This is a genomic window from Bradyrhizobium sp. SRL28 (assembly GCF_018596315.1).
In the GTDB taxonomy this organism is placed as follows: domain Bacteria; phylum Pseudomonadota; class Alphaproteobacteria; order Rhizobiales; family Xanthobacteraceae; genus Bradyrhizobium.
Genome location: NZ_JAHEAG010000018.1, coordinates 79,106 through 105,131 on the forward strand (window position 1 = coordinate 79,106; position 26,026 = coordinate 105,131).

27 protein-coding genes are annotated in these 26,026 nt (G+C 63.8%); 5 read left to right on the forward strand and 22 right to left on the reverse strand.

Features of this window, described 5'->3' with window-relative positions; genetic code table 11:
• Window positions 1-9 precede the first annotated feature (9 nt).
• Window positions 10-705, forward strand: coding sequence for a hypothetical protein (locus KIP88_RS28205; protein WP_214491365.1), 696 nt, complete (start codon window positions 10-12; stop codon window positions 703-705).
• A 491-nt stretch (window positions 706-1,196) separates the two neighbouring features.
• Here the strand turns inward: KIP88_RS28205 and KIP88_RS28210 are convergent, their stop codons facing one another.
• On the reverse strand, window positions 1,197-1,901 hold the full coding sequence (locus KIP88_RS28210) for a DJ-1/PfpI family protein (RefSeq protein ID WP_214491366.1): 705 nt from the start codon (window positions 1,899-1,901) through the stop codon (window positions 1,197-1,199).
• 112 nt (window positions 1,902-2,013) lie between these two features.
• Between KIP88_RS28210 and KIP88_RS28215 the strand changes: the two genes are divergently transcribed.
• Window positions 2,014-2,952: a GlxA family transcriptional regulator gene (locus tag KIP88_RS28215; protein WP_214491367.1), complete on the forward strand. Its 939-nt coding sequence runs from the start codon at window positions 2,014-2,016 to the stop codon at window positions 2,950-2,952.
• 13 nt (window positions 2,953-2,965) lie between these two features.
• Here KIP88_RS28215 and KIP88_RS28220 read toward each other — a convergent pair whose 3' ends face one another.
• The 5 genes from KIP88_RS28220 to KIP88_RS28240 all read right to left on the reverse strand — a co-directional run bounded on the left by KIP88_RS28220 (window position 2,966) and on the right by KIP88_RS28240 (window position 7,721).
• Window positions 2,966-3,478: a hypothetical protein gene (locus KIP88_RS28220; RefSeq protein WP_308163657.1), complete on the reverse strand. Its 513-nt coding sequence runs from the start codon at window positions 3,476-3,478 to the stop codon at window positions 2,966-2,968.
• Window positions 3,479-3,645: 167 nt separating this feature from the next.
• Entirely contained in the window at window positions 3,646-4,542 is an 897-nt protein-coding gene (locus KIP88_RS28225; protein WP_214491368.1) for a hypothetical protein, read from the reverse strand.
• A 158-nt stretch (window positions 4,543-4,700) separates the two neighbouring features.
• Window positions 4,701-5,918 (reverse strand): SLC13 family permease, encoded by a 1,218-nt coding sequence (locus tag KIP88_RS28230; protein ID WP_214491369.1) that lies wholly within the window; start codon window positions 5,916-5,918, stop codon window positions 4,701-4,703.
• 43 nt (window positions 5,919-5,961) lie between these two features.
• The gene (locus KIP88_RS28235) at window positions 5,962-6,909 is read right to left on the reverse strand and encodes an alpha/beta hydrolase (RefSeq protein WP_214491370.1); all 948 of its coding nucleotides are present in this window, start codon (window positions 6,907-6,909) and stop codon (window positions 5,962-5,964) included.
• 32 nt (window positions 6,910-6,941) lie between these two features.
• The gene (locus KIP88_RS28240; protein ID WP_214491371.1) at window positions 6,942-7,721 is read right to left on the reverse strand and encodes an SDR family NAD(P)-dependent oxidoreductase; all 780 of its coding nucleotides are present in this window, start codon (window positions 7,719-7,721) and stop codon (window positions 6,942-6,944) included.
• Window positions 7,722-8,067: 346 nt separating this feature from the next.
• Here KIP88_RS28240 and KIP88_RS28245 point away from each other — a divergent pair, with 346 nt between their 5' ends.
• Window positions 8,068-9,057: a DUF2155 domain-containing protein gene (locus tag KIP88_RS28245; RefSeq protein ID WP_214491372.1), complete on the forward strand. Its 990-nt coding sequence runs from the start codon at window positions 8,068-8,070 to the stop codon at window positions 9,055-9,057.
• 90 nt (window positions 9,058-9,147) lie between these two features.
• Here KIP88_RS28245 and aat read toward each other — a convergent pair whose 3' ends face one another.
• Window positions 9,148-9,822: a leucyl/phenylalanyl-tRNA--protein transferase gene (aat, locus tag KIP88_RS28250; protein WP_214491373.1), complete on the reverse strand. Its 675-nt coding sequence runs from the start codon at window positions 9,820-9,822 to the stop codon at window positions 9,148-9,150.
• 132 nt (window positions 9,823-9,954) lie between these two features.
• Here aat and KIP88_RS28255 point away from each other — a divergent pair, with 132 nt between their 5' ends.
• Window positions 9,955-10,896 carry an AEC family transporter gene (locus tag KIP88_RS28255; protein ID WP_214491374.1) on the forward strand — a complete coding sequence of 314 codons (942 nt, stop codon included), beginning with the start codon at window positions 9,955-9,957 and terminating at the stop codon, window positions 10,894-10,896.
• A gap of 22 nt (window positions 10,897-10,918) precedes the next feature.
• On the opposite strand, the gene KIP88_RS28260 is transcribed toward KIP88_RS28255, so the two are convergent.
• The 6 genes from KIP88_RS28260 to KIP88_RS28285 are packed head-to-tail and all read right to left on the reverse strand — an operon-like array spanning window position 10,919 to window position 15,562.
• Window positions 10,919-11,794 carry an amidohydrolase gene (locus KIP88_RS28260; RefSeq protein WP_214491375.1) on the reverse strand — a complete coding sequence of 292 codons (876 nt, stop codon included), beginning with the start codon at window positions 11,792-11,794 and terminating at the stop codon, window positions 10,919-10,921.
• Between the two features lie 24 nt (window positions 11,795-11,818).
• Window positions 11,819-12,202, reverse strand: coding sequence for a RidA family protein (locus tag KIP88_RS28265; RefSeq protein WP_214491376.1), 384 nt, complete (start codon window positions 12,200-12,202; stop codon window positions 11,819-11,821).
• Window positions 12,203-12,230: 28 nt separating this feature from the next.
• Window positions 12,231-13,034: a 2-oxo-hept-4-ene-1,7-dioate hydratase gene (gene hpaH / locus KIP88_RS28270; RefSeq protein ID WP_214491377.1), complete on the reverse strand. Its 804-nt coding sequence runs from the start codon at window positions 13,032-13,034 to the stop codon at window positions 12,231-12,233.
• 3 nt (window positions 13,035-13,037) lie between these two features.
• Complete coding sequence (locus KIP88_RS28275; protein ID WP_214491378.1) at window positions 13,038-13,898, reverse strand: fumarylacetoacetate hydrolase family protein; 861 nt, start codon at window positions 13,896-13,898, stop codon at window positions 13,038-13,040.
• Between the two features lie 57 nt (window positions 13,899-13,955).
• Entirely contained in the window at window positions 13,956-14,573 is a 618-nt protein-coding gene (locus tag KIP88_RS28280; protein ID WP_214491379.1) for a flavin reductase family protein, read from the reverse strand.
• Window positions 14,574-14,584: 11 nt separating this feature from the next.
• Window positions 14,585-15,562 carry a tripartite tricarboxylate transporter substrate binding protein gene (locus tag KIP88_RS28285; protein ID WP_214491380.1) on the reverse strand — a complete coding sequence of 326 codons (978 nt, stop codon included), beginning with the start codon at window positions 15,560-15,562 and terminating at the stop codon, window positions 14,585-14,587.
• Between the two features lie 170 nt (window positions 15,563-15,732).
• Here KIP88_RS28285 and KIP88_RS28290 point away from each other — a divergent pair, with 170 nt between their 5' ends.
• A complete protein-coding gene (locus KIP88_RS28290) occupies window positions 15,733-16,527 on the forward strand; it encodes an IclR family transcriptional regulator (protein WP_214491381.1) in 795 nt (264 codons plus the stop codon).
• 4 nt (window positions 16,528-16,531) lie between these two features.
• Here the strand turns inward: KIP88_RS28290 and KIP88_RS28295 are convergent, their stop codons facing one another.
• From KIP88_RS28295 to KIP88_RS28335, 9 genes are all read right to left on the reverse strand, one after another.
• Window positions 16,532-17,623: a sensor histidine kinase gene (locus tag KIP88_RS28295; protein ID WP_214491382.1), complete on the reverse strand. Its 1,092-nt coding sequence runs from the start codon at window positions 17,621-17,623 to the stop codon at window positions 16,532-16,534.
• Window positions 17,620-18,060 carry a response regulator gene (locus tag KIP88_RS28300; RefSeq protein WP_214491383.1) on the reverse strand — a complete coding sequence of 147 codons (441 nt, stop codon included), beginning with the start codon at window positions 18,058-18,060 and terminating at the stop codon, window positions 17,620-17,622. The genes KIP88_RS28295 and KIP88_RS28300 overlap by 4 nt, the downstream gene beginning before the upstream one ends.
• Window positions 18,057-19,586: a CHASE3 domain-containing protein gene (locus KIP88_RS28305; RefSeq protein ID WP_214491384.1), complete on the reverse strand. Its 1,530-nt coding sequence runs from the start codon at window positions 19,584-19,586 to the stop codon at window positions 18,057-18,059. Before KIP88_RS28305 ends, KIP88_RS28300 begins: the two co-directional genes overlap by 4 nt.
• A gap of 116 nt (window positions 19,587-19,702) precedes the next feature.
• The gene (gene accC, locus KIP88_RS28310; RefSeq protein WP_214491385.1) at window positions 19,703-21,061 is read right to left on the reverse strand and encodes an acetyl-CoA carboxylase biotin carboxylase subunit; all 1,359 of its coding nucleotides are present in this window, start codon (window positions 21,059-21,061) and stop codon (window positions 19,703-19,705) included.
• Window positions 21,062-21,084: 23 nt separating this feature from the next.
• A complete protein-coding gene (gene accB / locus KIP88_RS28315; protein WP_214491386.1) occupies window positions 21,085-21,573 on the reverse strand; it encodes an acetyl-CoA carboxylase biotin carboxyl carrier protein in 489 nt (162 codons plus the stop codon).
• 90 nt (window positions 21,574-21,663) lie between these two features.
• Window positions 21,664-22,131, reverse strand: a complete 468-nt coding sequence (aroQ, locus tag KIP88_RS28320; RefSeq protein WP_214491387.1) for a type II 3-dehydroquinate dehydratase — start codon at window positions 22,129-22,131, stop codon at window positions 21,664-21,666.
• A 512-nt stretch (window positions 22,132-22,643) separates the two neighbouring features.
• Window positions 22,644-23,375: a DUF1236 domain-containing protein gene (locus KIP88_RS28325; protein WP_214491388.1), complete on the reverse strand. Its 732-nt coding sequence runs from the start codon at window positions 23,373-23,375 to the stop codon at window positions 22,644-22,646.
• Between the two features lie 187 nt (window positions 23,376-23,562).
• On the reverse strand, window positions 23,563-24,330 hold the full coding sequence (locus KIP88_RS28330; protein WP_214491389.1) for a DsbA family protein: 768 nt from the start codon (window positions 24,328-24,330) through the stop codon (window positions 23,563-23,565).
• A 107-nt stretch (window positions 24,331-24,437) separates the two neighbouring features.
• Window positions 24,438-25,841 (reverse strand): M48 family metalloprotease, encoded by a 1,404-nt coding sequence (locus tag KIP88_RS28335; protein ID WP_249791067.1) that lies wholly within the window; start codon window positions 25,839-25,841, stop codon window positions 24,438-24,440.
• Between the last annotated feature and the right edge of the window lie 185 nt (window positions 25,842-26,026).

Here is a 26,026-nt window from a genome sequence, read left to right on the forward strand (position 1 = left end):
AGGTGTGTCATGCTGGACTTCATCGGGACCGTCGTTCTCGTTGCCGCGATCATCGTCAGCATCAATGCGCTCACCGGAGCGATGCCGATCAGCCCGTCGCAACGTCTCGCCCTTTCGGTCGGCGCCGGTCTATGGACGGGTCTGGCTGCCGCGCTCGCCGGCGCGAACCTGTTCCTCGGCACAAATCCGGTGGGGCCGCCGACGATCGGTGCGGTCATCGCATTTCCGCTGATAGCGACTGCCGTTGCGGCGTCGGTCTCGCCGGCTGTGCGCGCTGCGCTACTCGGGATGCCGATGCCATTCCTGATCGGCTTGAACGTCTGGCGTGTGGCGGGAGGGTTCTTCCTCCTGCTTGCGGCCGAAGGCCGGCTTGCCGGACCGTTTCCAACTTCGGCGGGCTGGGGCGATATCATAACCGGCGTGTTGGCCTTGCCCGTGGCCTGGCTCGCGCTGCGCGGGCAAGGCAGGGCGCTGGTCTGGAGCTGGAATGCATTCGGCATGCTCGATCTTGTGGCCGCGCTTGCATTCGGAATTATCTCCGCGAATGGCTCGCCGCTGCAGATCATTCACGCCGGGGAAGGCTCGGAGGCGGTGCAGGTGCTGCCATGGGCGCTGATTCCGACCGTGCTGGTGCCGATGTTCCTGATTGTACACGGTATTATCTTTGCGCGGCTGGCGCAGGCCGGCCAGCGCGCGCCGGGGTGAAGCCTGGCGTTGCGCTGCCGTGCGTTCCGGTTTTGCACAGCCTCGCCTGTGGATAGCGGGATCAGCGGGTACAACCATCGCCACCGCCTTGTGCTCTCCGCGAGGCTGCGGCTCAATGGGGACATCTTACGGAGATGGGAAACCATCGCGTCGGTGCCGGGCTCCAGTTCGCGACTGCCCCGGCGAGCAGCGGCCACCGAGTAGGAAACGGCTGGGACATAGGCCCCCGGTGCAGATTTCCTGAAATCGCCCGCTAATGTGTGGCTGTCGTAGGAAAGGAAAGGCCGTCTGGGAAACCAGGCGGCCTTTTTCTATTTGTTGTTCTTTGTGGCGAGGCTGACGTGTTCCGGACGCGGTGCAGCGTGCAACGGTGCACCGCAGAGCCGGGACCCACGCCGCTCATCTGGGTCCCTGCGGAGCGTCACCATAGCGTGTCGAAGACGCGCGTAAACGCGCTGATGGTGCCGCACCGCGTCCGGGACACGTGATGCTTACGCCATCCGCGCGGCGGCGCGGTCGATCATTTCGCCGCGGCGGATTTGAGCCGGTGCAATCCTGTCTTTCATGATGGCGAGGACTTCCGGCGGCGCAGTGTCCGGCGAGCCGGAATTGAACGGTGGCGCGGGATTGTATTCGAGGCGGAGCTGGATCGCTTCCGCGGTCCGCCTGTCGTGCAACAGCGAGACCAGCGTCAGCGCGAAATCGATGCCTGCGGTGACGCCGCCGCCGGTGACGCGGTTTCGGTCGACACAGACGCGCGTCTTGGTTGGGATCGCGCCGAAAGCTGACAGGAAATCCATCGCCGTCCAGTGCGTCGCCGCGCGGTAGCCTTTGAGCAGGCCGGCGGCGCCGAGCACCAGTGAACCCGTGCAGACCGAGGTGATGTATTTCGCGCCCGGCGCCTGCTTGCGCAGGAAGGCCAGCATGTCCTCGTCGTTGATCATGTCGTCGGTGCCGAACCCGCCGGGCACGCAGATGACGTCGAGTTGCGGGCAGTCTGCAAAGGTCGTGGTCGGCGTCAGCACCAGCACGGAATCGCTCGTGACCGGTTCGATCCGCTTCCAGATCAGATGAATTTGTGCGCCGGGCAGGCTGGAGAACACCTGCAAGGGGCCGGTGAAATCGAGCTGGGTGACGCGCGGGAACAGCACGAGACCGATATGCAGTGGCGCAGGCGTGGGAGACGGTGCGGACATCGTGACCTCCGGAAAAATTGGCTTGACGGGAGGCACCCTGACATGGTCGCTTCATGTCAGAAATGGCATATTTCCCTCATTTCAGGACATCAGCCAAAAAGCGAGCTGCATGATGATCGGCGTTCTCGTGTTTCCGGATTTCCAGTTGCTCGACGCCGCCGGCCCAATTTCGGTGTTCGAGATCGGGGCGCGCTACGCCGAAAACGCACCCTCGATCAGGGTTGTCGCTGTGACGCCCGGACCGGTGCGCTCATCCTCGGGCGTCGAGATGCTCGCACGCGGGCTAAAGCCGTCGGGCGCGATCACGACGCTGATCGTCGCGGGCGGCGAGGGCGTGCGGCAGGCGGCGACCTGCGAGAAGACGCTTGGCTTCGTGCGCACGCTCGCCAGGCGCGGCGTCCGCATCGCCAGTGTCTGCTCCGGCGCCTATATCCTCGCCGAGGCCGGACTGCTCGACGGCCGCCGCGCCACCACGCATTGGCAGCGCACGCGGCATTTTCTCAAAACCTATCCGCAGGTAAAGCTCGAGCCGGACCGCATCTTCGTCCGCGATGGCGACATCTGGACGTCGGCCGGGATATCGGCGGGCATCGATCTGTCGCTGGCGATGATCGCTGAAGATTATGGCGACGAGATCGCGCAGAAGGCTGCCAAGCAACTCGTGCTCTATCACCGCCGCAGCGGCGGCCAGTCGCAATTCTCTTCGCTTCTGGAATTGAAGGCGCCGAACGGTCGGTTCGGACCGCTATTGGCCTGGGCCCGCGAGAATCTCGATGCGCCGCTCACGGTCGAGGATCTCGCCGAGCAGGCCGGCATGAGTTCGCGGCATTTCACTCGCGCCTTCATGGCGGAGACCGGCACCACGCCGTCAAAGGCCGTGGAGCGGTTGCGCATCGAAGTGGCGCGGCAGCGCGTGCAGTCCTCCAGCGAAGCGATCGAGCGTGTCGCGCAAACCACTGGTTTTCGCGATCCGGAACGGATGCGCCGCGCCTTCATCCGCGCCTTCGGCCAGCCGCCGCAATCGCTGCGCCGCGCGGCGCGGGCAGGGTAGACGTGGAGAACCACTATCGGCGGAAATCCACCCGGCCTTGCGCAAAGTAGCCGTCTATTCGCTGGTCGCTCACCACCAGGCCGACCCAGGGGACTGTGATCTCCGGGTTGTTCAGGTTGATATACTTGCCCACCAGCCGGTGCGGACCTTCGCGCCTGGCGTCGATGAGGCCCCTGCGCTTGCCGGAATCCCAGTCGAATAACAGGTACACGCGGTCTCCCACGATCCTTGCCTTGCCCTGGCCCTGTTTCCATTTGTCGGGGGCATCACCCGGTATGGTGGGATCCGCAGCACCCTTCCAGCGGCTCGACCACTGACCTTCGATCGTGCCGTGCGGGTAGCTGGTATCTTGAACGCTCCACGGCTTTGCATTCTCGTCGGTGGTAGATTCCTCCGGCACCGTGCTGTGGGCGTATTGCGTCACGTCATCGTCGTTGGGATGCGGAACGTCCATGACGCCGAACGGATTTCGGATTGCCGGATCGTTTTCGGATACGGCGTTTCGCTTTGTGCTTTCGGATTTCACTGATGTCTCCAACTGCAATGGCCAAGCTTCGCTCCGAACGGCATGGCCGGCTTCGTGAACGTTGCGATCGCAGAATGGAGGCGTGGCGGCCACCCGGTTTCCGGGGGAACCTTGCTGGCTATGTCGAACGTTTCCGGCGCTCGATGATTCGGCGCCGTACGCCTAGTTTACGCAACGTCGGCTTGCGCGGTCTGCTGTTCTTCCGCGAGCAAGGCATCGAGATCGACGAGCTGCGGATCGTCAGCATCGGGTTCGCCTAATCCTGCGCTGCCATGAAGATGCATCAGGGTCTGCACACGGCGGGCGTTGAGATGGTCCACGTGCTGATGCTGCAGCGCTACCGTCAGCAACGATTTGGGCAGCCCGACCAGGGTAAAGGCCGAAACCTTGCGCACCTCGCCGTCCTCGCGCCAGAGCAAAGGATGGAGCGTGTAAATCAATTGCCGTTCGATCTCCGGCGATGACGGCTGCTCCAACTCTGATAGCGTGAGGCTGGAGAGGTTGGCGTTGCCTGCACGGGTTCGCACGGCGGCGGATCGCAGCTCCCAGCATATCAAGTCTGCTGCCGAGAGAACCTCGCGACGCACGGCATCCACGTTGCTCGAAAACCTGGTTGCGTCCGATATCGACAGCGCAGCTTTGGTGACAGCCTCGACCAGCGCCGTGGCATTTGCGTCAAATCCCGGCGCAGCGCGCTCGACGGCCGTAGCCATCGCTTCGATCTGGTCCGCCATCGTGTCGCGGTCGCGCTGTGCCTTGGCATCGGCCAGTGCGCGCTCGGCTGATGCTACCTGCTCGTCGTGTTCTACCAATGCGGCGCGCCACGTCTTGGTGCGCTCTTCGACAGCACGCATGTCGGCCTCTGCCCGATCGAGCCGGGCGGCGGCAGCTCCTGCCACCGCCAGCCGTTCGGCCGCGGCGCGTTTCTCAGCAAGTTCCGTTTCGGCAACGCTCAAGCGGTCGGCCAGCTTCTGCCGGGCCGCCAATTTCTCCTTCAGCGCGTTCTCGAAGCGCTCGATCGGATCGAGTTCCCGCTTGAAAAATTCGCGCTTAAAAAATGCCATGGCAATACCCCCGCGCGTCACGATCATCTGCCGAATCAGCAAGCAGATTCGTTATTTGCGAAGACTAGCCCGAAAATGGGAGAGATTGCGGCTTGATGACGCCGGTCAACAAGATGGTGCCCGGGAAGGGGCTTGCCATCACCTCCGGTGGGCCAAAGCTAATGCGGCGTGTCGGGGTTCCAGCCGAGCACGGCCAGCATCACGAAGAATCCGACCACATAGGCGACGGCCACCGGCCAGCCCTGGCTGACCCAGCGTCCGACGGATTTGGCTTCCGGATACATGTTCGACAAGGCGACGCCCGCTGACGATCCGAACCATATCATGGAACCGCCGAAGCCGACGGCATAGGCGAGATACCCCCAGTCGTAGCCGCCTTGCTTCAGCGCGAGCGCGGTGAGAGGGATGTTGTCGAACACGGCGGAGACGAAGCCGAGGCCGAGCGCGGTCGGCCACGAGGCAGCCGGCAGCTTCTCGACCGGCATCAACGATGCCGCGGTTACCAGCGCGAGCAGGAACATCGTACCCTTGAAGGTTTCGGGCATCACCTTCCAGTCCGGCGCGCGCCATCCCGCCGTCAGCAGAATGACCGCCCAGACGGCGATGCCGAGAACCGGGACGGCATCGAGCAGGGCGGGGAACTTCAAATTGGCGATGATGTTCGCAGCCAGCGCGGCAATCAGAATGGCGGCGACGATGCAAACCCGCGTCGGGTCGATCTTCGGACCTTTCGATGCGTCCTTCTGGATCGGCGAGTAGCGCTGCTGCTGAATGGAGCCGGGCACGGCGAAGACCAGCATGGCGACGACGGCCGCGACATAGGCTTCCACCACGGCGAGCGGGCTCACGCCGGCGATCCACATCATGGTCGTGGTGGTGTCGCCGACGACGCTGCCGGATCCGCCGGCATTGGAGGCTGCGACGATCGCGGCGAGATAGCCGATGTGAACCTTGCCCTGGAACACGTGCCGCGCAACGGTGCCGCCGATCAGTGCCGCCGCGATATTGTCGAGGAAGCTCGAGAGCACGAACACCAGGACGAGCAGCACCACGCCGCCCTTCCAGTCGTCCGGCAACAGCGCCGGCATCACATCCGGAATCCGGCTCTCCTCGAAATGCCGGGATAGCAGCGCAAACCCCATCAGCAGCAGAAACAGATTGGCGAGCGTGACCCACTCATGCGCCATGTGGTGGCCGAGGCCGGCCACGCCCGCACCGTGCTTGAAGCCGGTGAAGATCAGTTTGTAGACGATGATTGCGGCGAGACCGGCGAGCGCGACCTGGAACGTCTTGTGATGGAACAGCGCAACACCAAGCAGCGTCAGCGCGAACAGGATGAAGTCGACGGGTATTCCGAACACAAGTATCGGCTCCATCGCTATGGCCTCAAACGCGCTGAAGGATGACCGCTACTCTGTGTTATTTCAGCGCCTTCATCCATGCGGCGATTTCGCTGACCGCGACGTTGGCCTGCTGCAGCAGCTTGCCCATGGTGAAGAAGCCGTGGAACTGGCCGGGGAATTGCCGATAGGTCATGGGCACGCCGGCTTCCTTCAGCCGCGCGGCATATTCGTCGCCCTCGTCGCGCAAGGGATCGGCGCCCGCGGTCAGCACATAGGCCGGCGGTAAGCCCGCGAGCGTTTTCGCGCGTGCGGGCGAGGCTTTCCAGTGGTCGATGTCGGCCGCGCCGTTCAGATAGTGGTTGCAGAACCATTTGATCACGGAGTGCGTCAGCAAGATGCTGGTCTCGGGCTCGCTGTGCGAGGGATGCTTCATCGCAAAATCGGTGGCGGGATAGATCAGCACCTGGCCCGCGAGTTTTGGGCCGTCGCCGTCGCGCGCGGCCAGTGCCACGACGGCGGCGAGATTGCCGCCGGCGCTGTCGCCACCGACCAGCAAGTGCCCGGCGTCGATGCCGAGCTGGCTGGCGTTGGCGGCAACCCACTTGGTTGCGGTGATGGCGTCGTCGACAGCGGCAGGAAATTTGTGCTCCGGCGCCAGCCGATAGTCGACCGAGATGACGATCAACTCGCCTTCATGGGCAAGCTTCTGGCAGGCCACTTCATGGGTATCGAGATCGCCGATGACCCAGCCGCCGCCGTGAAAGAACACCAGGCACGGCGCAAGGCCGTTGTTCTTGCGCAGCGTCTTCGGGGTGTAGATGCGCGCCGGGATCGCGCCGTGCGGCGCGGGGATCGACAGCGGCTTGTTCGATTCGAGCGCGGGCGGCTCGGGGTTCATGACGACGCGGGCGTTCCGGTAATACTCGCGCGCTTCCGGTGCGGTCAGCGTTTCATAGGCGGGACGGCCAGCTTCCTGGAAAGCCTTGTAGACGGCGTCGGCATCGGGATCGAGCGTGACGGGCATGGCGGCGAAGACCTCGTGCGTTGATTGAAAGCTCAGGCGGCGGTGCGGCCGCCGTCCACGGTATAGGCGGAGCCGGAAACATAGCTCGCCTCGTCGGAGGCGAGGAACGCCACGACGGAGGCGACTTCGGACGCCTGTCCGAGCCGCCGCGCCGGAATCCGGTCGACGATCTTCTCGTTCGGCGGGGGCGTATTGCCGGGATTGCGGCCCTGCAGGATCGTGCTCAGCATCCGGCTGTCGATCAGGCCGGGGCAGACGCAATTGACCCGCACGCCGGTGCCGGTGCATTCCCAGGCGGCGGTCTTGGTGAGCCCGATCACTGCATGCTTGCTGGCGCTGTAGACCGCGATCATCGGCGATCCCATCAGGCCGGCGATCGATGCGGTGTTGATGATGCTGCCCTTGTTTTGTTTCAGCATCACCGGCAGCACGTGCTTCATGCCGAGAAAGACGCCGACCACGTTGACGTCGAGCACGCGCCGAAAACTCTCCAGCGAATATTCCGGGATCGGCTTGACGTCGCCTTCGATGCCGGCGTTGTTGTAGAACGCGTCGATCGTGCCGAACCTGTCGACGGTGGCGCGGACATAGTCCGCGACCTCGTCCTCCTGGGTGACATCAGCCGTCACCGCGAGCGCTTCGGCGGAGGCGGGCAGGTCCTTGATCGCGGCCTTGAGGTCGTCTTCCTTGCGGTCGATGGCGACGATACGGGCGCCGCGTTCCGCTAACAGGCGGATGGTTGCGGTTCCGATGACGCCGGCTGCGCCGGTCACGACGGCAACCCGGCCATCGAGGCGAATTCGATCGGGCATGTCTGAGGTTTCCTCTCGCTCCTCCGGTTATCCCGGATTTTGGTGGTTTTCGCGCCAGGCGTGGGCACCCTCGCGCGAACGGAAGCGACTATTTCATCTGAAACGGCGCATGACTAGATCATGGCACAACTGTCGAACGCCGGTTTCCACGCTCCGGGGCCATGATCGGGATCATGGCTCGACTATCGAAAGCCCGTTTCAGCCTTCCCGGGCCATGATCGAGTGCGGCGGGAAGGGGGCAAGCCGCCCTTTCCGCGCCGTATTCGCCGTGTTAACCGGGAGGGACGCGAGCGGCGGACAAGTCTGTACTATGTCGCGAGCCCGATTCGCCTGTAAAAGCCGCGAGATGTTTCGAACCATTGCCCTGACCGGTCTTGCGGCCCTGATTGCCGCCACCACGACCTCGCTTGTGCCGCCGGCGCAGGCGCAGATCGGCAATATCTTTTCCGATCCGCCGCTGCGGCCGCCAGGCGCCATTCCGCGCGGCAATCAGCAGCAGCAGCCATTCCCCGACGACGACGAGGAAGTGCCGGAACTGCCGCGTGGCCGCCTGTTGCCGACCCCGAACCGACCGCCGCCGGGGCAGGGCGCGCCGCCGCCGGGAAGCTTCCAGTCGCAGCCGCTGGCACCGCCGCCCGGAACGACCGTTGCTCCCCAGGGCACGCAGCCGGGTGTCGCCGTTCAGCCGCCGCAGCCGGGCCAGCCGGGCGTCGCCAACGCGCCGCCTGGCCAGCGCCAGCCCCCGGCCAAGGGCGTGCCGAGTTCGCCGGCGACCCTGCAGCCGGGCGACGAGGTCGTTTCCGAGCCGCCGGCCACCAAGATCACCAACAAGAAGGCGAGCTTCTCCGGCCTCGACAAGATCACCGGCCGCATCATCAATTTCGAAGAAGATATCGGCGAGACCGTGCAGTTCGGCGCGCTGCGCGTGAAGACCAGTGCCTGCTACACGCGGCCGTCGACCGAAGCTGCCAACACCGATGCCTTTGTCGAGGTCGACGAGATCACGCTGCAGGGCGAGGTGAAGCGGATTTTCTCAGGCTGGATGTACGCTGCAAGCCCCGGCCTGCACGGCGTCGAGCATCCGGTCTACGACATCTGGCTGACCGACTGCAAAGGCCCCGACCAGACCATCGTCAGCGCGCAGCCCGATCCGCCGAAGGGGGCCGCGCCGCCACCAGGCGCAAAGCGTCCGCCGCAGCCGAAGCAGGCGGCTCCGCGCCCGCCGGGACCGCCGCCGCAACCGCAATTCCAGCCGCAGCCGCAACAGGCTCCTCCACCGCCGCCTCCGCCGCAACAACGGCCGGGTGGACTGTTTGGCGGATTGTTCGGGAATTAAGCGCAAAGAACGTAGCCCGGATGGAGCGAAGCGCAATCCGGGATCGATCTCGCACCGGTGAGTCCCGGATTTCGCTGCGCTCCATCCGGGCTACGGCCTCCGTGCGATAATCTCCAGCGCTTCCTCGCCGCTGACGCTGGCCTGTAACCGCATAAAATCCGCAGGCTCGCCCGCGATCGCCTTGTCGAGCAAGGCGCGATAGCGGCGCCGCGAAATTTCGACCGCGCCGAAGCTGCGCAGATGTTCGGTGACGTATTGGGTGTCGAGCAGTTCGAACCCGCCCGCGATCAGCCGCGCCACCAGATGTACCAGCGCCACTTTCGAGGCGTCGCGGGTACGGTGAAACATGCTTTCGCCGAAGAAGGCGCGTCCCAGGCTGACGCCGTAGAGGCCGCCGACGAGGTCGCCGTCCTGCCAGACCTCGACGCTGTGGCAGTGCCCGAGCTCATAGAGCCCGACATAGAGATCGCGGATGCGCTTGTTGATCCAGGTGTCGTCGCGGCCCGGCTGCGGCGCCGCGCAGCCCGCGATGACCGCCTTGAAGGCGGTATCGACGGTAACGCTGAAGACGTCCGAGCGCACGGTGCGGGCCAGCCGCGAGGCGATGCGGAAGCCTTGAAGCGGAATCACGCCGCGCATTTCCGGCTCGACCCAGAACAGCGTCGGGTCACCGGCGCTCTCGGCCATCGGGAAGATGCCGCAGGCATAGGCCCGCAGCAGCACTTCGGGGGTGATTTCGGAAACGGCTGACTCGCGCGATGTCATGCGCTCATGATAGCAGGACGGATGGGGCCTATGCTACGCTCCGCAGCAACCGGTGCGCAGCCGTCGCCGCACGATGCGAGGGGATGACGGACGGGCAATTCACCCGGCCGAATTCCCGCAGAAGAGTGCAGCATGAGCGCAGTGTTGATCGTGGTTCCGGTGTTCGCGTTGATCGCGGCCGGCTATGCGGCAGTTGCGCTACGCTTCATTTCCCCGACGGCGCACAAGGGTATTTCCGAGTTCGCCTTCAGCATCGCCATTCCCGCGCTGCTGTTCCGGATCGTGGTCGTCGCAGAATTTCCCGCCGTCAACGCCTTCGCGGTGTGGGGCGCCTATTATGGGGCAACGGCAGCGACATGGATCGTCGCGCTTCTGGCGTCATCGGTTCTTCGGCAATCCCGGCCCGATGGCGTGGTGCTCGCGATCGGCTCGATCTACGGCAACATCGTGATGCTCGGCCTTCCCCTGACGCTGTCGGCTCTGGGAAGTCAGGCGGCCGGCTCGATGGCATTGATCCTGTCGGTCAACACGCCGCTGCTTTGGCTTTGCGGCACGCTGCAGATGGCATGGGCTGAGCGAAAGTCTTCCGAGAGCGCGCCGCTCCTTGTGCTGCGGGCCGTTCGCGAGATCGCGCGCAATCCGATCATGCTCGCGCTCGGCTTCGGCTTCCTCTGGCGCCTCACCGGATTGGGACTGCATCCCGTCGCGGACAAGACGCTGGAGCTGCTGGCGCAGGCGGGCTCGCCCACGGCGCTGATCGCGCTCGGCATCAATCTCTTTGGATTCAGGATCAAGGGCCAGGCGCTCGCGATGGCCGTGATGTGTGCGCTCAAGCTGCTGGCGATGCCGGCCATTGCCGCGATCCTCGCGTTCTACGTCCTCGCCCTGCCGCCCATTTCCGCGGCCGTGATTGTCCTCTTTGCAGCCATGCCGACCGGCGCCAATGCCTACATCTTCTCGGCCCAGTACGGACGGCTCACCGAGGCCGTCTCGGGCGCCGTGGCGCTCGGGACGGTTTTGGCCGCGGTGACGTTGCCCGTCATCGTCGCATTCGTGACGGTCGCGCTGCGCTAGGCGTCCGACAACCGTCGCAATTCTAGTCCTCGTAGCCGAACAGCTTTGCGGGGTTGGTCACCAGGATCTTCCGCAGCTCGGCCTCATCGGGCGCGTAGCGATAGAGCAGCTCGAGCAGGTCGGCGTCGTTGGGCGGCTGCACCACCGAAACCGGGTGCGGCCAGTCGCTCGCCCACACGCAGCGGTCGGGGGCGGCTTCGATATAGGCGCGCGCGATCGGAATGACGTCGTCCCACGGCGGGCCCTTTTTCGACGTCTTCTCGCCGAGCGACAGCATCACCCAGAAATTGCCCTTCGACAGAAGCTCCAGCATCTTCTGCAAGTTCGGATCTTCCTTGCCGCGCGCAGGATCAGGGCGGGCCATGTGGTCGATCAGCACGGGCACGTCGAGGTTTTCGTACTTGGAGACGCTGGAGACGATGCCGTCCTTCTCCGGCTGGATTTTTGCGTACCAGCCGAGTTCGCGAATTCTGGCGATCGCGCGGGCAAAATCCTTGTCCGAGAGTACGGCGCCGAGTTCCTGCCGGAAACTGAAGCGGGCGCCGCGCACACCGGCATCGTGCAGTTTGGCGAGATAGGCGTCGTCGGCTTCGGCAAACACCAGCGCGTTGGCGCAGCCGCGATAGTTCGGTCCCATCGCGGCGAGGGCGTCGAGCACCACGGAATGATCGGCGCCATAGGTCGTGGTCTGCACGATGATGCCGCGCTCGATGCCGAGCGCCTTGTGCACGCGCAACGCAGCCTCCCAGGTCGCGCTCGGCATCTGGTAGGCGGCGCCCGGCCGCACCGGATATTTGTCCAGCGGACCCAGCACATGAAACTGGCTGTCGATGCTCTTCGGCGGCGGCAGTTTTGAGGGGCGGCGCGGGTTCGGATCGAAGGGAAGATAGGTCGGCATGTCAGGTTCCTTGTTCGATCGCGGTCAGCCGATCACGGCCGTAAAGTCGCATTGCACGAGCGCGCCGTTGTCCATGTCCATCTGCAGCGCGTGACGGGCGGGGCGGGAATGCTCATCGGGAAACATCTTTAGCCACTCGGTATTGACAGGCGCGCGCTGGGTGCGATCCTGCAGCCACACCGTCATCTTGATGATGTCGGAGGTCGCCCCGCCGCCGGCCTCCACGATCGCCTTCATGTGGCCGAACATGTTGGCGCACTGATCCTCGATCTTTTCCGGCATCTTGCCGGTTGCTGGGTCGCGGCCGAGAATGACGCCGGACATCAGGAGATTGCCGATGCGGCAGGCGTTCGGAATGGGATTGGCGTGCTTGAACTCGCCGATATGAATGCTCTTGCGCCTTGTCATCACTTCTCTCCCTGGGACGCTTTCTTGTTCAGACGAATTGGCAGGACACCGATCCGAACTGGCCGTAATCGGCGTGAAACGTGTCGCCCCTGATGATGTCGACCGGGCGCGTAAACGATCCCGCCAGCACCACTTCGCCAACGTTGAGAAACTCGCCCTGGGCGGCCAGCCGGTTGGCCAGCCAGGCCACGCCGTTGGCGGGATGATTGAGAACGCCGGCGGCGATGCCGGTCTCCTCGATCTGGCCGTTGCGAAACAACAGCGCGCCAATCCAGCGCAGGTCGAAATCGAGCGGACGGATCGGCCGCCCGCCGACAACCAGCGCCGCATTCGCGGCATTGTCGGAAATCGTGTCCATCACCTTGCGCGGCGCCTTCGTCTCGGGGTCGACGCGATGCATCCGCGTCTCCAGGATTTCGAGCGCCGGCGTGACGTAATCGGTGGCATTGAGCACGTCGAACAGCGTGCACTCCGGACCTTCCAACGGCGTCTTCAGCACGAAGGCCAGTTCGACCTCGATACGGGGAGCGCGGAAGCGGTCGAACGGGATCGCCGACGCGTCCGGATAGAACATGTCGGCGAACAGCACGCCGTAGTCCGGCTCCGAAATCCCGACGGCGTTCTGCATCGCTTTCGATGTCAGGCCGATCTTGTGCCCCTTGACGATGCGGCCGCGGGAAAGCTGCAACTTCGTCCAGGCGCGCTGAATCGCGTAGGCGTCCTCGATCGTGAGATCGGGATATTCGAGCGTGAATGCCGATATCAGCGACTTGCTGCGTTCGGCGTCATCCAGGCGCTGCGCCAGCCGTTCGACGGTTTGTTGATCGAGCATCGGCTATTTCTCCTCCGCCACGGTGTTGCGAAGGATGCCAATACTAGCGGATTCCACCTCGACGACGTCGCCGGGCTTGAGCCAGCGCGGCGGTGTGAACCGGGCGCCGGCCCCGGTCGGGGTCCCCGTCGCGATCATGTCGCCGGGTTTCAGGGTGGCGAACGTGGAGAGGTAGGCGATCAGGAAATCGAACGGGAACATCAGCCGCTCGGTGGAATCGTTCTGGCGCACCTCGCCATTGACGCGGGTAATAATGTCATGAGGTCCGCGCGGATCGCATTCGTCCGAGGTGGCGATCCACGGCCCGATGCTGCCCGAGCGATCGAAATTCTTGCCCTGGGTGACGTTGAACTTGCCGTGGTGCAGCCAGTCGCGAACACTGCCTTCGTTGCACAGCGTCATGCCGAAGATGTGCTCCCACGCGCGCTCGCGGGGAATGTGCCGGCCTTCCTTGCCGATCACGATCACGAGCTCGCCCTCATAGTCGAGCTGTTCGGAGATCTTCGGCTTTTCGATCGGCTGACCGGAGCCAACGACGGAGGAGGGGTTGCGGACAAACAGGCTCGGATATTTCGGCAGGTCCGAATTATCCTTGTACTCGGCGTTGCGGTCTTTGTAGTTGACGCCGATGCACCAGAGTTTTTCCGGGTTCGGAATCGGCGGCAGCAGCACCAGATCGTCGAGGGCATGGCTCGGTTTGAGGCTGGCGACCATCTGGCGCGCAACTTCCAGGCCGTCCTTGGCGATCAGGGTCCGAAGGTCAGGACATTTCGGTCCGAGCCGCTGGGTGAGGTCGACCACGCCGCCGGCAACGGCCGCGCCGAAGCGCGGCTCACCGTTTGCGAGAAAACTTAAGAGATGCATGCGGTGGATCTCCGGATCAGCGCCGCGTTCACGCGGGCGTTAGCGCCTTGCGACGCTTCAGGATTCAGTTTTCGAGGTCTGGAATACGGGTTTCAGGGTGACGATCTCGCCCAACTTGGCGTAACGCGGACCGGCGATGCGGGCGATCGGATCGAGCGCCTCGGTTTCGATCTTGCCGTTGTGCACCAGCCCATCCCTGATATGGAAGACCAGCACTTCGCCGACGATCAGCCGGCTGCGGGTCTCGCCGAATTCGAGGCACTGCCGGAAGCGGCATTCCATCGCAATCGGAGCTGCGGCGAGACGGGGCACCTTGACGCGTTCGCCCGGCAGCGTTGAGAGTCGCAATTCCTCGACCTCGCTGACATCAGGCGGATGCTCGGTGGAACTCTCGTGCACCGCCGTCATCAGGCTGGAATCCGCGATGTGAACGACATACTCCTCGTTGTTGAGGATGTTCTGCGCGGTATCCTTGTAGATTCCGCCCTTGCGGCCGACGCTGATGGCCAGCATCGGCGGCTTCGGCGAAACGAAGGTAAAAGCGCTGAACGGGGCGAGGTTAAGTACCCCGCTGCCCGACAGGCTGGTCACCCAGGCGATCGGGCGGGGCACCACGACGCCGGTGATCAGCCGGTAGGCCGTTTCGGCGTCGAGATATGCAGGGTCGATCCGCATCGGGATGCGCCTCAGTCAGCCTTGATGTTCGCCTTGCGGACCACGGGAATCCACTTGGCGTCCTCGCGTTCGAGGTAGCTCGTGAACTCTGCCGGCGTCATCGATACGGCCTCGGCGCCGAGCGCGTTGAACTTCTCGACGATGGCGGGATCCTTCAGGATCTCCGCGAGGGTCTCGTGCAGCTTGGTCACGACCTCGGCCGGCGTGCGCGCGGGCGCGAACAGGCCGGTGAAGGTCTGGCCGTCAAATTCCTTGTGGCCGAGTTCGGTGAAGGTCGGGACGTCGGGAAGCCACGAGGCGCGGTGGGTGCCGGTGACGGCGAGCGCGCGCAGCATGCCGCTCTTGATGGACGGCAAACCGACCGAGATCTGGTCCAGCGCAAATTGCACCTGTCCGCCGATCAGATCGTTGAGAGCAGGCGCGTTGCCGCGGTAGTGCACCGTCAGCCATTCCAGGCCGAGCGTCGATTGCATCAGCTCACTGAGCAGATGGTTGGTGGTGCCCTGGCCGGGGGAGGCCATCGTCAGCTTGCCGGGATCGCGGCGGGCAAGCTCGATGAACTCCTTCAGATCCTTGGCCGGCACCGACGGATGCACTTCGAGCACCAGCGGGGTCATCGTGATCGAGCTGATGGGTGCGAAATCCCGTTTCCAATTATAGGCGTCGCGCTTGGCGATTTCGGGAGCGAACAGCACCGGGCCGTTGGCGCCGACGAACAGGGCGTAGCCGTCGGGCGCCATTTTCGCGAACGCCTCGCCGGCGATCAGGCCGCCGGCACCGGCCTTGTTTTCGACGATGAAGGGCTGGCCCAGCTTGGCCTGGAGCCTGTCAGCGATGACGCGCGCCGCGCTGTCGACGTTGCCGCCCGCCGGATAGGGCACGATCAGGCGTACCTGCCGCGCCGGCCATTGCTGGGCGTCAGCCGGTGTACTCAACAAAGCCGCAAATAGTGCTGATACAGCGACGCCTGCGATCGCGAAAAATTTCATCGCATTCTCCCGAAAAGCGGCGCATCTGCCGCTACCATTCTTGTTTTGCGCGAGCCCCGTCCCAGCGGCATGCGCATGTATTGTTCCGCGCCGCGATGTTGCGCGCGGCCCTTTCGCTGTCGACCAAATTGTGGTGTTTATGTCCACATTGTGGACATAGGACAGTGCGTATGACCAACAGTCGGTTAAAGGCGCGCAGGCGAGGGCCGCGGCAGGGCGGGCAGGTGATCCGCCGCGCGGTGGCCGTGCTGCGGACGCTCGCGATTGGCGGAGAAAAAGGCGTGCCTCTGGTCGATATCGTGCAAGCGACCTCGCTCGCTCGCCCTACGGTACATCGCATCGTGCATGTGCTGATCGAGGAGGGGATTGTCGAGCGCAGCGAGCGGACCGGAAATTACGTCGTCGGCCGCCAGGTGCCGGAACTGGCGCTGGCGCGTCCCTCGCGTTCACCGCTGATGGTTGCGGCCGAGCCGCATCTCGCGGCGGTGTCGGCGCAGCTCGGCGATACCCTGTTCCTGACGCTGCGCACCGGGCTCGATACGCTGTGCGTGGCGCGCCGCATCGGCAGCTATCCGATCCAGGTGTTATCGATCGAGGTGGGCGTGCGGCGTCCGCTGGGCGTCAGCAGCGCTGGGGTCGCGATCCTGGCCGCCATGCCTGCTCCGGAGGCGCGCAAGATCGTGCTCGCCAACGAAACGCGATTTGGTGCCTACCGGACCGACACGCCGACGGTGCTCGGACAGGTCCAGCTCGCGCGCCGCCGCGGCTACAATCTGCGCGACGTCGGCCTCGTGCAGGGCACAAAGTCGCTTTCGGCCTGGATACGAACGCCGGACGGCCAACCCGCCGCCGCGATCACACTCTCCGCCATCAGGAACAGATTGAGCCCGCGTCGCGCGATCGAGGTGGCGGACGTTCTCGTCGCGGCTGCACGCGCGATCGAAGCGGCGACGCCGAGGGATTAGTGGCTTAGCTCGCCGCTGCTTTGGTCGATTTCGGCGCTACCACCGGAACGCGGCGGAAGCGCAGCACGATCCTGGTGCCGTGATGGTCGGGATCGCGCTCGGCGCTGGCGTCCAGCTTGGCGGCCATCGCGCTCACGATGCGTTGCCCCATGCCGGTGGAGCGTGGGTCGGCCTTGGCGTTGAGGCCGACGCCGTCGTCGGCAATCGCGACCACGAGATCGTCGCTATCGGCCTTCAGCTCGACGTGAATGGGACCGGCGCCGTCGGGATAGGCGTATTTGACGGCGTTCATCACCAGCTCGTTGACGATGATGCCGATCGCCACCGCGCGGTCCGGGTCGATCTCGATCGGTTCGGCCTTGAGCGTCAGGCGCGACATCCTGTTGCCTTCGGCCGAACGCCGGAGATCCTCCAGCAGGGCTTCGAGATACTGGTTCAACAACACGCTCTTCAGATCGTGCGACGTGTACAGCCGGCGATGGACCTGTGCGACCGCGGCGACGCGGCCCATCGCATTGGTCAGCGCCGCCTTGACGTCGTCCTGGGTCGTCGAATTGGCCTGCAGATGCAGTAGCGAGGCGATGATCTGCAAGGAGTTGCCGACGCGGTGGTTGACTTCGCGCAGCAGCACTTCGCGCTCGGCGGCGAGCGCCGCATAGCGGTCGCGCGAGCGGTGAACCTCGGCTTCCGCCTCGTCGCGGGCCCGTTGAAGCTCGGCCTGCCGCAGCGCGCCGTCGATCGCGACCTGAAGCAGCGGAATGAAGTCGCCCTGCGTGTCCTTGACCAGATAGTCGGCGGCGCCGGCCTTCAACGCGGTGACGGCGATCGCCGAATCCTGCGAGGCCGTGACGAACACGACCGGCGGGGCGTTCGCTATCGCCATGATCTGTTCCAGCGTTTCGAGGCCGTCGAGGCCCGGCATGTACTGGTCGAGCGCAATGACATCGATGCCGCCTTGCGCCAGCCGCGCCAGCCCTTGCTCGCCGCTTGCCGCGAGGACGATCTTGAAGCCTGCCCGCGTCAGGCCGCGGTCGACCAGCCGGGCAAGGCCAGCGTCGTCATCGATATACAGCAGTGTCGGCGTCGCGGGTTTCATGTGACGGCAGAGGGTACCTGGATGACGGAAAAGAACAGACCGAGCTGGCGAATCGCGTTGGCGAAGCTTTCGTAGTTCACGGGCTTGGTAATGTAGACGTTGCAACCGAGTTCGTAGCAGCGCTTGATCTCATGGGAATCGTCTGTCGTGGTCAACACCACGACCGGCGTAGTCTTGAGATATTTGTTTTCCTTGACCCGCTTCAGAATGTCGATGCCGGTCGTGTCGGGCAAATTGAGATCGAGCAGGATCAGGAGCGCGCTGCCCTTGTGGTCGAGACCCGTCCCGTCCTTGCCGAACAGATAGTTCAGGGCGGCTGTACCGCTGGTGAACGGCTTTATCTCATTGTTGACACCGGATCGGCGTATATTCCGCTCGATCAGGCGGGCATGACCCTCATCGTCCTCGATCATGATGATGGTGACTGGATTATTCATGTCCGTGTATTCCGGTTGGCAGACCAATTAATGGGCAGCGTGATCGTGAACGTGCTGCCCTGGTGAAGTTCCGACGCGACCGACATGGTTCCTCCCAGGCGGCGCACCAAGGCGCGGACATGGGCAAGGCCGATGCCCTGTCCGGGCTTGTCCTGAGTTCCGGCGCGGCGGAACAGCTCGAAAATGCGCTGATGGTCCTTGGGATCGATACCACGCCCATTGTCCGATAACTCGAAAATCGCAAAACCGAGCTTGGTGCGGCCGCGCACGGTGATTTCGCCGGGGACGCCGGTCTTGAGGTATTTGAGCGCATTGTCGATCAGATTGGAGAAGATCTGCTCCAGCGCAAGACGATCGCTGACGATATTCGGCAGCGCGTCGATCCGGATCTCGGCCTGGGCTTCGGCGGCCTGATGCGCCACGGTCTCCACGATGCCCTCGATCAGCTCCCTTGTATCGATCCAGACCGGCTCGAACTCGCGCCGTCCCTCGCGGGTGAGGTTGAGGATCGCCGATATCAGCCGGTCCATCTTGCCGATCGACGACTTGATGAAGCTGAGCGCCTCGGAGAAGTCTTCCGAGAGCTGCTTGTCGGAGCCTTCGAGCACGGGTTCGGCGGTATCGGTGGCGTTTTCCGGGGCTGCTGGTGCGGCGGACTGCTCGCGGGAAAGTGCTGCGATCCGTTTGAAGATGTCGCCGCGCAATTCCTCCAGTTCGCTGGTGAAGCCCATGATGTTCACCAGCGGCGAGCGCAGATCGTGGCTGACGATGTAGGCGAAGCGCTGGATCTCGTCATTGGCTTCGCGCAGGTCCGCGGTGCGCTCGTCGATCGTGGCCTCGAGGTTGAGATGACTGTCGCGCAGCCTGGTGTCGGCCTCGTCGCGTGCGTGAGACGAACGCCGGACCAGGAAGATCGCGATGCCGGCCAGCACGACCACGAAGCCCGATCCGATGCCGGTGATCGAGGCCGCCAGCGTCTGGCTGCGATCGGCGTTGGTCGTGCGCTCGACAAACAGACGATCTTCCTCGGCCCGCATTCGCACCGCGAGATCCTCGATATGTTTCATGGTGTCGCGACCGATGCCCTCGCGCACGATCTTGGCGGCGTCGCTCATGCGCTGTGACCGGGCCAGTTCGATCGTCGTACGGAATTCCTCGATCCGCTGTTCGTAGAGCGGCATGATCTCGTTGATGAGCTGCCTTTGCACCGGATTGTCGCTGATGAGCTGGCTCAACCGCGTCAGCGCCGGCGTCAGCTCGGAGATGGCTTGCGCAAAATCGGTCTGAAAATCCGGCCGCAATGTCGCGAGGTAGCCGCGCTGTGCGCTTTCGGCACGCCGCAACTGCAGTTGGACGAGCGATATCTGGTTTTCAACCTCAACGGTGTGCACAACCCTGCGCGCGTCCTCGCGCGCCTTGTTCACCAGATGGACCGAGCCCGCGCTGATGGCGGTCAACACCAGGAGCCCCGCCGCAAGCAGCAGGATGTGCCCCATCGCGCGCTTGCGCTGGGCCTCAGCGGTCACGGTGATCTCGCGTCATGGACAAACGGAACAAGCGCCCCTGGTCACCCCTACACACCCCAACGTGCGATGGAACCCATTGGTTCCATGCGCCGTCGAATATTTCAGGAGGTTCTCGCTCAGGTCTTGCCGTCCACCGGCTGGCCGGCGAGGTACTGCTCGAGCCAGTGGATGTGGTAGTCGCCGTTGATGATGTCGGCCTCCCGGACCAGCGCCCGGAACAGCGGCAGGGTGGTTTCGATGCCGTCGACCACCATCTCGTCGAGCGCCCGGCGCAGCCGCATCAGACATTCGGCGCGGGTCTTGCCGTGCACGATCAGCTTGCCGACCAGCGAATCATAATAAGGCGGGATGACGTAGCCCTGATAAACGGCGGAATCGATCCGCACACCGAGCCCGCCGGGCGGGTGGAACTGCGTGATCTTGCCAGGTGAGGGGCGGAAGGTCTGCGGGTTTTCCGCATTGACGCGGCATTCGATGGCATGCCCGATGATGGCGATCTCTTCCTGCTTCGCGGGCAGGTCGCCGCCGGCGGCGATGCGGATCTGCTCCAGCACGAGGTCGATGTCGGTGATGCTCTCGGTGACGGGATGCTCCACCTGGATGCGGGTGTTCATTTCGATGAAATAAAACTCACCATCCTCGTAGAGAAATTCGATGGTGCCGACGCCGAGATATTTCATGTCCCGCATCGCCTTGGCACAGGTCTCGCCGATCCTGGCGCGGGCGGAGGCGGCGAGAACCGGCGAGGGGCCTTCCTCCCAGACCTTCTGGTGACGGCGCTGCAGCGAGCAATCGCGCTCGCCGAGATGGATCGCGCCGCCGCGGCCGTCGCCGAGAATCTGGATCTCGATGTGGCGCGGCTTCTGCAGGTATTTTTCGAGATAGACCGAGGCGTCGCCGAACGCCGACTTGGCCTCGTTGGACGCGGTCGACAGCGCCATCATCAGATCGTCGGCGGAGTGCGCCACCTTCATGCCGCGTCCGCCGCCGCCGGCCGCCGCTTTCACCAGCACGGGGAAGCCGATCGCCTTGCCGATCGCCAGGGCGTCGTCGTCGGGCGAGACCGCGCCGTCGGAGCCGGGCACCACCGGAATGCCGAGCCGCTTGGCGGTCTTCTTGGCCTCGATCTTGTCGCCCATCAGGCGGATGTGCTCGGCCTTCGGGCCGATGAAATGCAGATTATGTTCGGCGAGGATTTCGGCGAAGCGGGCGTTCTCCGACAGGAAGCCGTAACCGGGATGCACGGCGTCGGCCCCCGTGATCTCGCAGGCCGCGAGCAACGCCGGGACGTTGAGATAGGAGTCCTTTGACGGCGGCGGCCCGATGCAGACGCTCTCGTCGGCGAGCCGCACATGCATGGCGTCTGCGTCGGCGGTGGAATGCACCGCGACGGTAGAGATACCGAGCTCCTTGCACGCGCGCAGCACGCGGAGCGCGATCTCGCCGCGATTGGCTATTAGAATCTTATCGAACATCGCAGCGCCTGACGTTGACGAACTTATTCAATGATCACGAGCGGTTCGCCGAATTCGACCGGCTGGCCGTCCTCGACGAGAATTTGAGTCACCGTGCCCGCGCGTGGCGATGGGATCTGGTTCATCGTCTTCATCGCTTCGATGATCAGGAGAGTTTGCCCGGCCGATACCTTGCTGCCGACATCGATGAACGGTTTGGCGCCGGGCTCGGGCGCCCAATAGGCGGTGCCGACCATCGGCGAGGGGACCACGCCCGGATGCTTGGCCAGGTCGGCACCCGCCGCGGGGACTGCCGCCGCAGCAACCGGCGCCGGCTGGAATCCCGCCGGCATCGCCGCCGACACGGTGATGTTACGCGCGACCCGCACCCGCAGGCCGGAACGCTCGATTTCGATCTCGGTCAGGCTGGTCTCATCCAGCAATAGCGCGAGTTCGCGAATGAGCGCGCTGTCGTCGCTCTTCAGGTTTGCGGCTGATTTGTCCGCTGACTTGTTGTCGGGCTGGCGGGCCATGCTCTTGATCCGGAATTCTCGATGTGGGTGACGGCTGAAGCGTCAGGCTTGGTGTCGTTCGACGTCAGGTTTGAAGTCAGGTTTTTGAAGTCAGGTTTTGGCCTTGGCGCCGAGTTTGGCGGCAAGGCCATTGATTGCGAGGCGGTAGCCATCGATGCCGAAGCCGCAGAGCGATGCAAAGGCGGCCATGGCCGTGTAGGAGTGATGACGGAAGCTCTCGCGGGCGTGGATGTTGCTGATATGGACTTCCACCGTCGGGATTTTCACCGCGACCAGCGCATCGTGCAACGCGATCGAGGTGTGCGAATAGCCGCCGGCGTTGATGACGATGCCGACCACCTTCTTGGCATGCGCCTCGTGAATGAAGTCGATCAATTCGCCTTCACGGTTGGACTGGCGGCAATCGGCCTTCAGGCCGAATTGCGCCGCGGTTTCCACGCAAAGCTTTTCGACATCGGCGAGCGACGCATGGCCATACTTCTCCGGTTCCCGCACCCCCAGCATGTTGAGGTTCGGGCCGTTGAGCACATAGATCGTCGCGGCAGAGGCTTGGGCCATCCAATTTCCAGCAAAAGGGGGGCGGGCAGGTCGCGGGGGGTTATAGGTAACAACGGGCCGAAGGGGAAGCCTCGTACCCTGCCGCAGTGTGCCCCAAATGCCTCATCCGGTTCGTAAAAAGCCCCGTGGAACCTACGGAAATCGCTCATTAACCAATGTTAAAGGGCGAGCCGTCGGGGAAACCGGCAGGCCGTTGTCCCCTTTACCAGCGACCCTGAAGCCGCAGGCTTTCGGCGAGGTCGCCGCGAAAGTTGTGCTGCCCGAGGTGGAGCAGCTTGCATTGCAGGTCGAACGGCGCGCCCGGTCTATTTAGGTTGCTGGTTGCCGGTTGGCTTGTTCTCCGGCGGCATGAGCTTGATTGCGGGCGCAGGCTTTGGTGATGCAGTCTGCTTGGCGTGGTTCGGTTGAGTGGAGCCTTGGAGTGGAATCTTGGCGTGGAGCCTTGGAGTGGAGTCTTGGCCGCAAAAAGGGCGGGCATTTCTGCCCGCCCTGATGCTTGCGAAAGCTCGCTGTTAGGATTCCAGAACCGCCACGATCTCGAAGGTGTCCGGATCAATGATCACGATCTGCTCCTTGACGAGGATGTATTTGTAACTGCGCCATTCCGGATAGATCGTTACAACTCGCGGCGGCAGTGCGTGGAAGTGCACGTCGCGCGGCACGCGGGTGCCGACCGAAATCGAGAAGTTCACGTTCGTCACCGGCTGAACGCGGGTCTCCTTGATCACGGTGGTGATCTGGGTGCGCTGCTCGGTCGAGAGCTTCGCCCCGGCACCCGCCTGTCCGGTCGTCTGCGACTTGCTGTCGGCCGCGCCCTTCTGCTCGGCCTTCATGTCCTTGCTGGGGGCGCCCTTGTCCGTCGTCGTCTCCGTGCTCTTCGACTTTTCACCCTTCATGTTGTCCTGGGCTGACTTCTCACCCTTCACGTTGTCCTGGGCCGATTTCTCGCCCTTCGCGCCGGGCTTCACATCGTCCTGGGCGCGCTGGTTCTTGCCGCCCTGCGGCATCTTTTCGTCGGACTGGGTGGCCTTCATTCCCTTGTCGGTGCCCTTGGAATCGGAGGCGCTATCACGATTCATCGGGGCCGCGGATGGCGCACCTCGCTCGGAAGAAGGCGCGCCCTGCTGCGCCGTGGAACCTGCCGGCCCTGCGTCTCGGCCCATTCCGGTGCCCTGCGCATTGGCAAAACCGGTTCCGGCGATCAGGGCCGCCGCGGCGACCGAAATCAAAAAGCGATTAGTCATCTAGTGTCTCCTCACATGTCTCTGCATTGCCCAATCGACAACGAAGGGAATTGCGCGATGTTCCGGAACATTGGCGGTTCAGCCGACTTTGTTTTGTGAATGCGGGATGAATGGCCGCGCCGCAGAATGCCCAAAGAAAAAGGCCGGCTGTTGAGCCGGCCTTTTCATCGCAATGCTGCAGTTCGCCTCAGCACGTCGCCTTGCCGCAACGGGCGTTGCTTATCTTTTCGCGCAGGTTCTCGACGCCGACCGCGCCGATCACAACCTGTTTGCCGATCACGTAGCTCGGCGTGCCGTTCATGCCCATCGCTTCGGCGAGCTTGAAATTCTCCTCGAGCGTGTTGCGCACTTCGGCGCTCGAGAGATCCTTCTCCAGCTTCGCCATGTCGAGGCCGACTTCCTTGGCAACGGCCATTGCGCGCGCCTTGTCGGCGGCGCCGCGGCCGGTGAGCAGCTTCTGGTGGAAGTCGAGATATTTCTTGCCGGTCGGATCCTGCATGCGCACCGCGACGCCGACCTGGGCGGCTTCGACCGAGCCCGCGCTCAGCACCGGAAATTCCTTGAGCACGACCTTCAACTTCGGGTCGCTCTTCATCAGCTCCATCATGTCCAGCATCGCGCGCTTGCAGTAGCCGCAATTGTAATCGAAGAATTCGACGAAGGTGACGTCGCCGTCCTTGTTGCCGACCGTGACGTTGCGCGGCGAGTTGAAGATCGTGTCCGCATGCTTGGCGACGCCGGCTTCATGCTTGGCGGCTTCCGCCGTGGCCTGACGCTTGCTGAGTTCGGTCATTGCCTCTTCGAGCACTTCGGGATGTGCAATCAGGTAATTGCGGATGATGGTCTCGATGTCGCCGCGCTGGGTGTCGGTGAAGCTCTGCGCGGAGGCGGGCAGCGGCGCGCCGCAGAGCGCCAAAGCGAACAATGCGGGAATGAGAAGACGGAACGAGGGCATCGGTAAATCCTTATGCGGCGGGTTCCCGGTCAATTCTGCTGAAGGCCGGCTTCTGGGATAATGGTCCGTGGTGGTCAGGTCCGATTATAGCGGAACCCAGTACATTTCTAGTTGCTCTTCTGGCCCGGCAGCGGCTTGGCGCTCACAATGTCGTCAGCCTTGACCCATCCCGGCGTCCCGATCGCGAAGCGCGTTTTCGCGCGCGATGCGAGATCGCGCGCCGTCTTGCTGTCACCGCGAAGGTAGGCGGCCTGGGCCGACGCCAAATCGGCCTGCGCGTAGTCGCCCTTTCTTCCATAGGCCATGGCGAGCTGGGTGTAGCCGATCAGCGCCTCGGGCTCGCGCGCCGTCGCCGCGCGCAGGATCGAGATGGCCTCGTCGGTGTAGGCGTTGTTGCCGGTTGCCACCAAGGCCTGCCCCAGCATCATCTCGATCAGCGGCGAGTTGTTGGAGAGCTGCACGGCCTTGCGCAGCGGTGCGATCGCCTCCTGCGGCTTGCCGCCCTCCAGCAGCGCTTGCCCGCGCACTTCATAAAAATAGGGATTGTTGGGCTGCTGCTGAAGCAAGGCGTCGATCTGGGCAAGTGCGCTGCGCAGATCGCCGTGCCGATAGGTCGCGATCGCGTGCGCATAGCGCGCGGGCAGGCTGTTGTTGGACATCGGATAGCGTCGGTACACGGTCTCCTGCCGCTCCATGAACGCCGAGATCTTGGCGCGCACCATGTCGTGACGCAGCTGCAGGGCAGGGTCGTCCTTCTTGTCCCAATAAGGGCTCGACCTGGCCAGTTCTTCCAGCGCGGCGACGCGCTGAGCCGGCATCGGATGCGACTGAACGTAAGGGTCCGAGCCGCGCGCGGCGAACAGGCTCTCCTCGGTGAAGCGCTTGAAAGTTTCGTACATGCCCTTGGCGGACTGGCCGGTGGTGTTCAGAAATTTCACGCCGGCCTTGTCGGCGTTTTCCTCCTGCTGGCGCACGTAGGAGAGCAGGTTGCGTCGGATGATTTCTCCGGGAGCCGAGAACATTGCCGCGCCGGCGTTCGCCAGGCCGCTGTTGCCGCCGCCCCCCTGTGCGCCCGCCACCATCGCGCCGGCGCCAAGCAGCATGGCAATGATCATCTGCGTCTGGGCCTGCGCCATCTGCTCGCGCATCTTGGCGAGATGGCCGCCGGCAAGATGGCCGGTTTCGTGCGCCATGACGCCGATGATCTGGTTCGGTGTCTCCGACTGCATGATCGCGCCGTAGTTCACGAAGATGCGGCGGCCGTCGGCAACGAAGGCGTTGAAGACGCCCTGGTTGATGATGACCATCTGGATGTTCTGCTTTTCCAGACCGGCGGCGCGCAAGATCGGCCTTGTATATTCGCGCAGCAATTGTTCCGTCTCGGCGTCGCGGAGCACAGGCGGGCCCCTGTTCTCCTGCGCCGTCGCGGCCATCGGCGCAGCGACAAGCGCGACGGCTGTGGCCAGCGCAGTCAACTTCAGTGATTTCTTGCGTATGGCGATGCGGAGCATGAGCGGTCTTTGGCGATTGGCTTTCATTCCGGATTTGGCCGGAAGCCGGTTCGGTCTCCGATTAGATCAGAAACGGGTCCCAGTCTGTTGTTTCAACGCGTTTCTTCACCCGAGCCGGGGTATCACTGCGTGAACCCGGGTATCACCACGTGAACCCGGTATCACTTCGCTGGAAAAAGCTATAA

What these genes read in the sequence shown, in the direction of transcription:
- KIP88_RS28325 (WP_214491388.1), bottom strand. Translation starts at nt 23,375, where the DNA reads ATGACTAATCGCTTTTTGATTTCGGTCGCCGCGGCGGCCCTGATCGCC.
- KIP88_RS28290 (WP_214491381.1), top strand. Translation starts at nt 15,733, where the DNA reads ATGACCAACAGTCGGTTAAAGGCGCGCAGGCGAGGGCCGCGGCAGGGC.
- KIP88_RS28205 (WP_214491365.1), top strand. Translation starts at nt 10, where the DNA reads ATGCTGGACTTCATCGGGACCGTCGTTCTCGTTGCCGCGATCATCGTC.
- KIP88_RS28260 (WP_214491375.1), bottom strand. Translation starts at nt 11,794, where the DNA reads ATGCCGACCTATCTTCCCTTCGATCCGAACCCGCGCCGCCCCTCAAAA.
- accB (WP_214491386.1), bottom strand. Translation starts at nt 21,573, where the DNA reads ATGGCCCGCCAGCCCGACAACAAGTCAGCGGACAAATCAGCCGCAAAC.
- KIP88_RS28300 (WP_214491383.1), bottom strand. Translation starts at nt 18,060, where the DNA reads ATGAATAATCCAGTCACCATCATCATGATCGAGGACGATGAGGGTCAT.
- accC (WP_214491385.1), bottom strand. Translation starts at nt 21,061, where the DNA reads ATGTTCGATAAGATTCTAATAGCCAATCGCGGCGAGATCGCGCTCCGC.
- KIP88_RS28330 (WP_214491389.1), bottom strand. Translation starts at nt 24,330, where the DNA reads ATGCCCTCGTTCCGTCTTCTCATTCCCGCATTGTTCGCTTTGGCGCTC.
- KIP88_RS28225 (WP_214491368.1), bottom strand. Translation starts at nt 4,542, where the DNA reads ATGGCATTTTTTAAGCGCGAATTTTTCAAGCGGGAACTCGATCCGATC.
- KIP88_RS28265 (WP_214491376.1), bottom strand. Translation starts at nt 12,202, where the DNA reads ATGACAAGGCGCAAGAGCATTCATATCGGCGAGTTCAAGCACGCCAAT.
- KIP88_RS28275 (WP_214491378.1), bottom strand. Translation starts at nt 13,898, where the DNA reads ATGCATCTCTTAAGTTTTCTCGCAAACGGTGAGCCGCGCTTCGGCGCG.
- KIP88_RS28230 (WP_214491369.1), bottom strand. Translation starts at nt 5,918, where the DNA reads ATGGAGCCGATACTTGTGTTCGGAATACCCGTCGACTTCATCCTGTTC.
- KIP88_RS28215 (WP_214491367.1), top strand. Translation starts at nt 2,014, where the DNA reads ATGATCGGCGTTCTCGTGTTTCCGGATTTCCAGTTGCTCGACGCCGCC.
- KIP88_RS28245 (WP_214491372.1), top strand. Translation starts at nt 8,068, where the DNA reads ATGTTTCGAACCATTGCCCTGACCGGTCTTGCGGCCCTGATTGCCGCC.
- KIP88_RS28295 (WP_214491382.1), bottom strand. Translation starts at nt 17,623, where the DNA reads ATGAAACCCGCGACGCCGACACTGCTGTATATCGATGACGACGCTGGC.
- aat (WP_214491373.1), bottom strand. Translation starts at nt 9,822, where the DNA reads ATGACATCGCGCGAGTCAGCCGTTTCCGAAATCACCCCCGAAGTGCTG.
- KIP88_RS28240 (WP_214491371.1), bottom strand. Translation starts at nt 7,721, where the DNA reads ATGCCCGATCGAATTCGCCTCGATGGCCGGGTTGCCGTCGTGACCGGC.
- KIP88_RS28235 (WP_214491370.1), bottom strand. Translation starts at nt 6,909, where the DNA reads ATGCCCGTCACGCTCGATCCCGATGCCGACGCCGTCTACAAGGCTTTC.
- KIP88_RS28280 (WP_214491379.1), bottom strand. Translation starts at nt 14,573, where the DNA reads ATGCGGATCGACCCTGCATATCTCGACGCCGAAACGGCCTACCGGCTG.
- KIP88_RS28335 (WP_249791067.1), bottom strand. Translation starts at nt 25,841, where the DNA reads ATGCTCCGCATCGCCATACGCAAGAAATCACTGAAGTTGACTGCGCTG.
- KIP88_RS28210 (WP_214491366.1), bottom strand. Translation starts at nt 1,901, where the DNA reads ATGTCCGCACCGTCTCCCACGCCTGCGCCACTGCATATCGGTCTCGTG.
- hpaH (WP_214491377.1), bottom strand. Translation starts at nt 13,034, where the DNA reads ATGCTCGATCAACAAACCGTCGAACGGCTGGCGCAGCGCCTGGATGAC.
- KIP88_RS28285 (WP_214491380.1), bottom strand. Translation starts at nt 15,562, where the DNA reads ATGAAATTTTTCGCGATCGCAGGCGTCGCTGTATCAGCACTATTTGCG.
- KIP88_RS28255 (WP_214491374.1), top strand. Translation starts at nt 9,955, where the DNA reads ATGAGCGCAGTGTTGATCGTGGTTCCGGTGTTCGCGTTGATCGCGGCC.
- aroQ (WP_214491387.1), bottom strand. Translation starts at nt 22,131, where the DNA reads ATGGCCCAAGCCTCTGCCGCGACGATCTATGTGCTCAACGGCCCGAAC.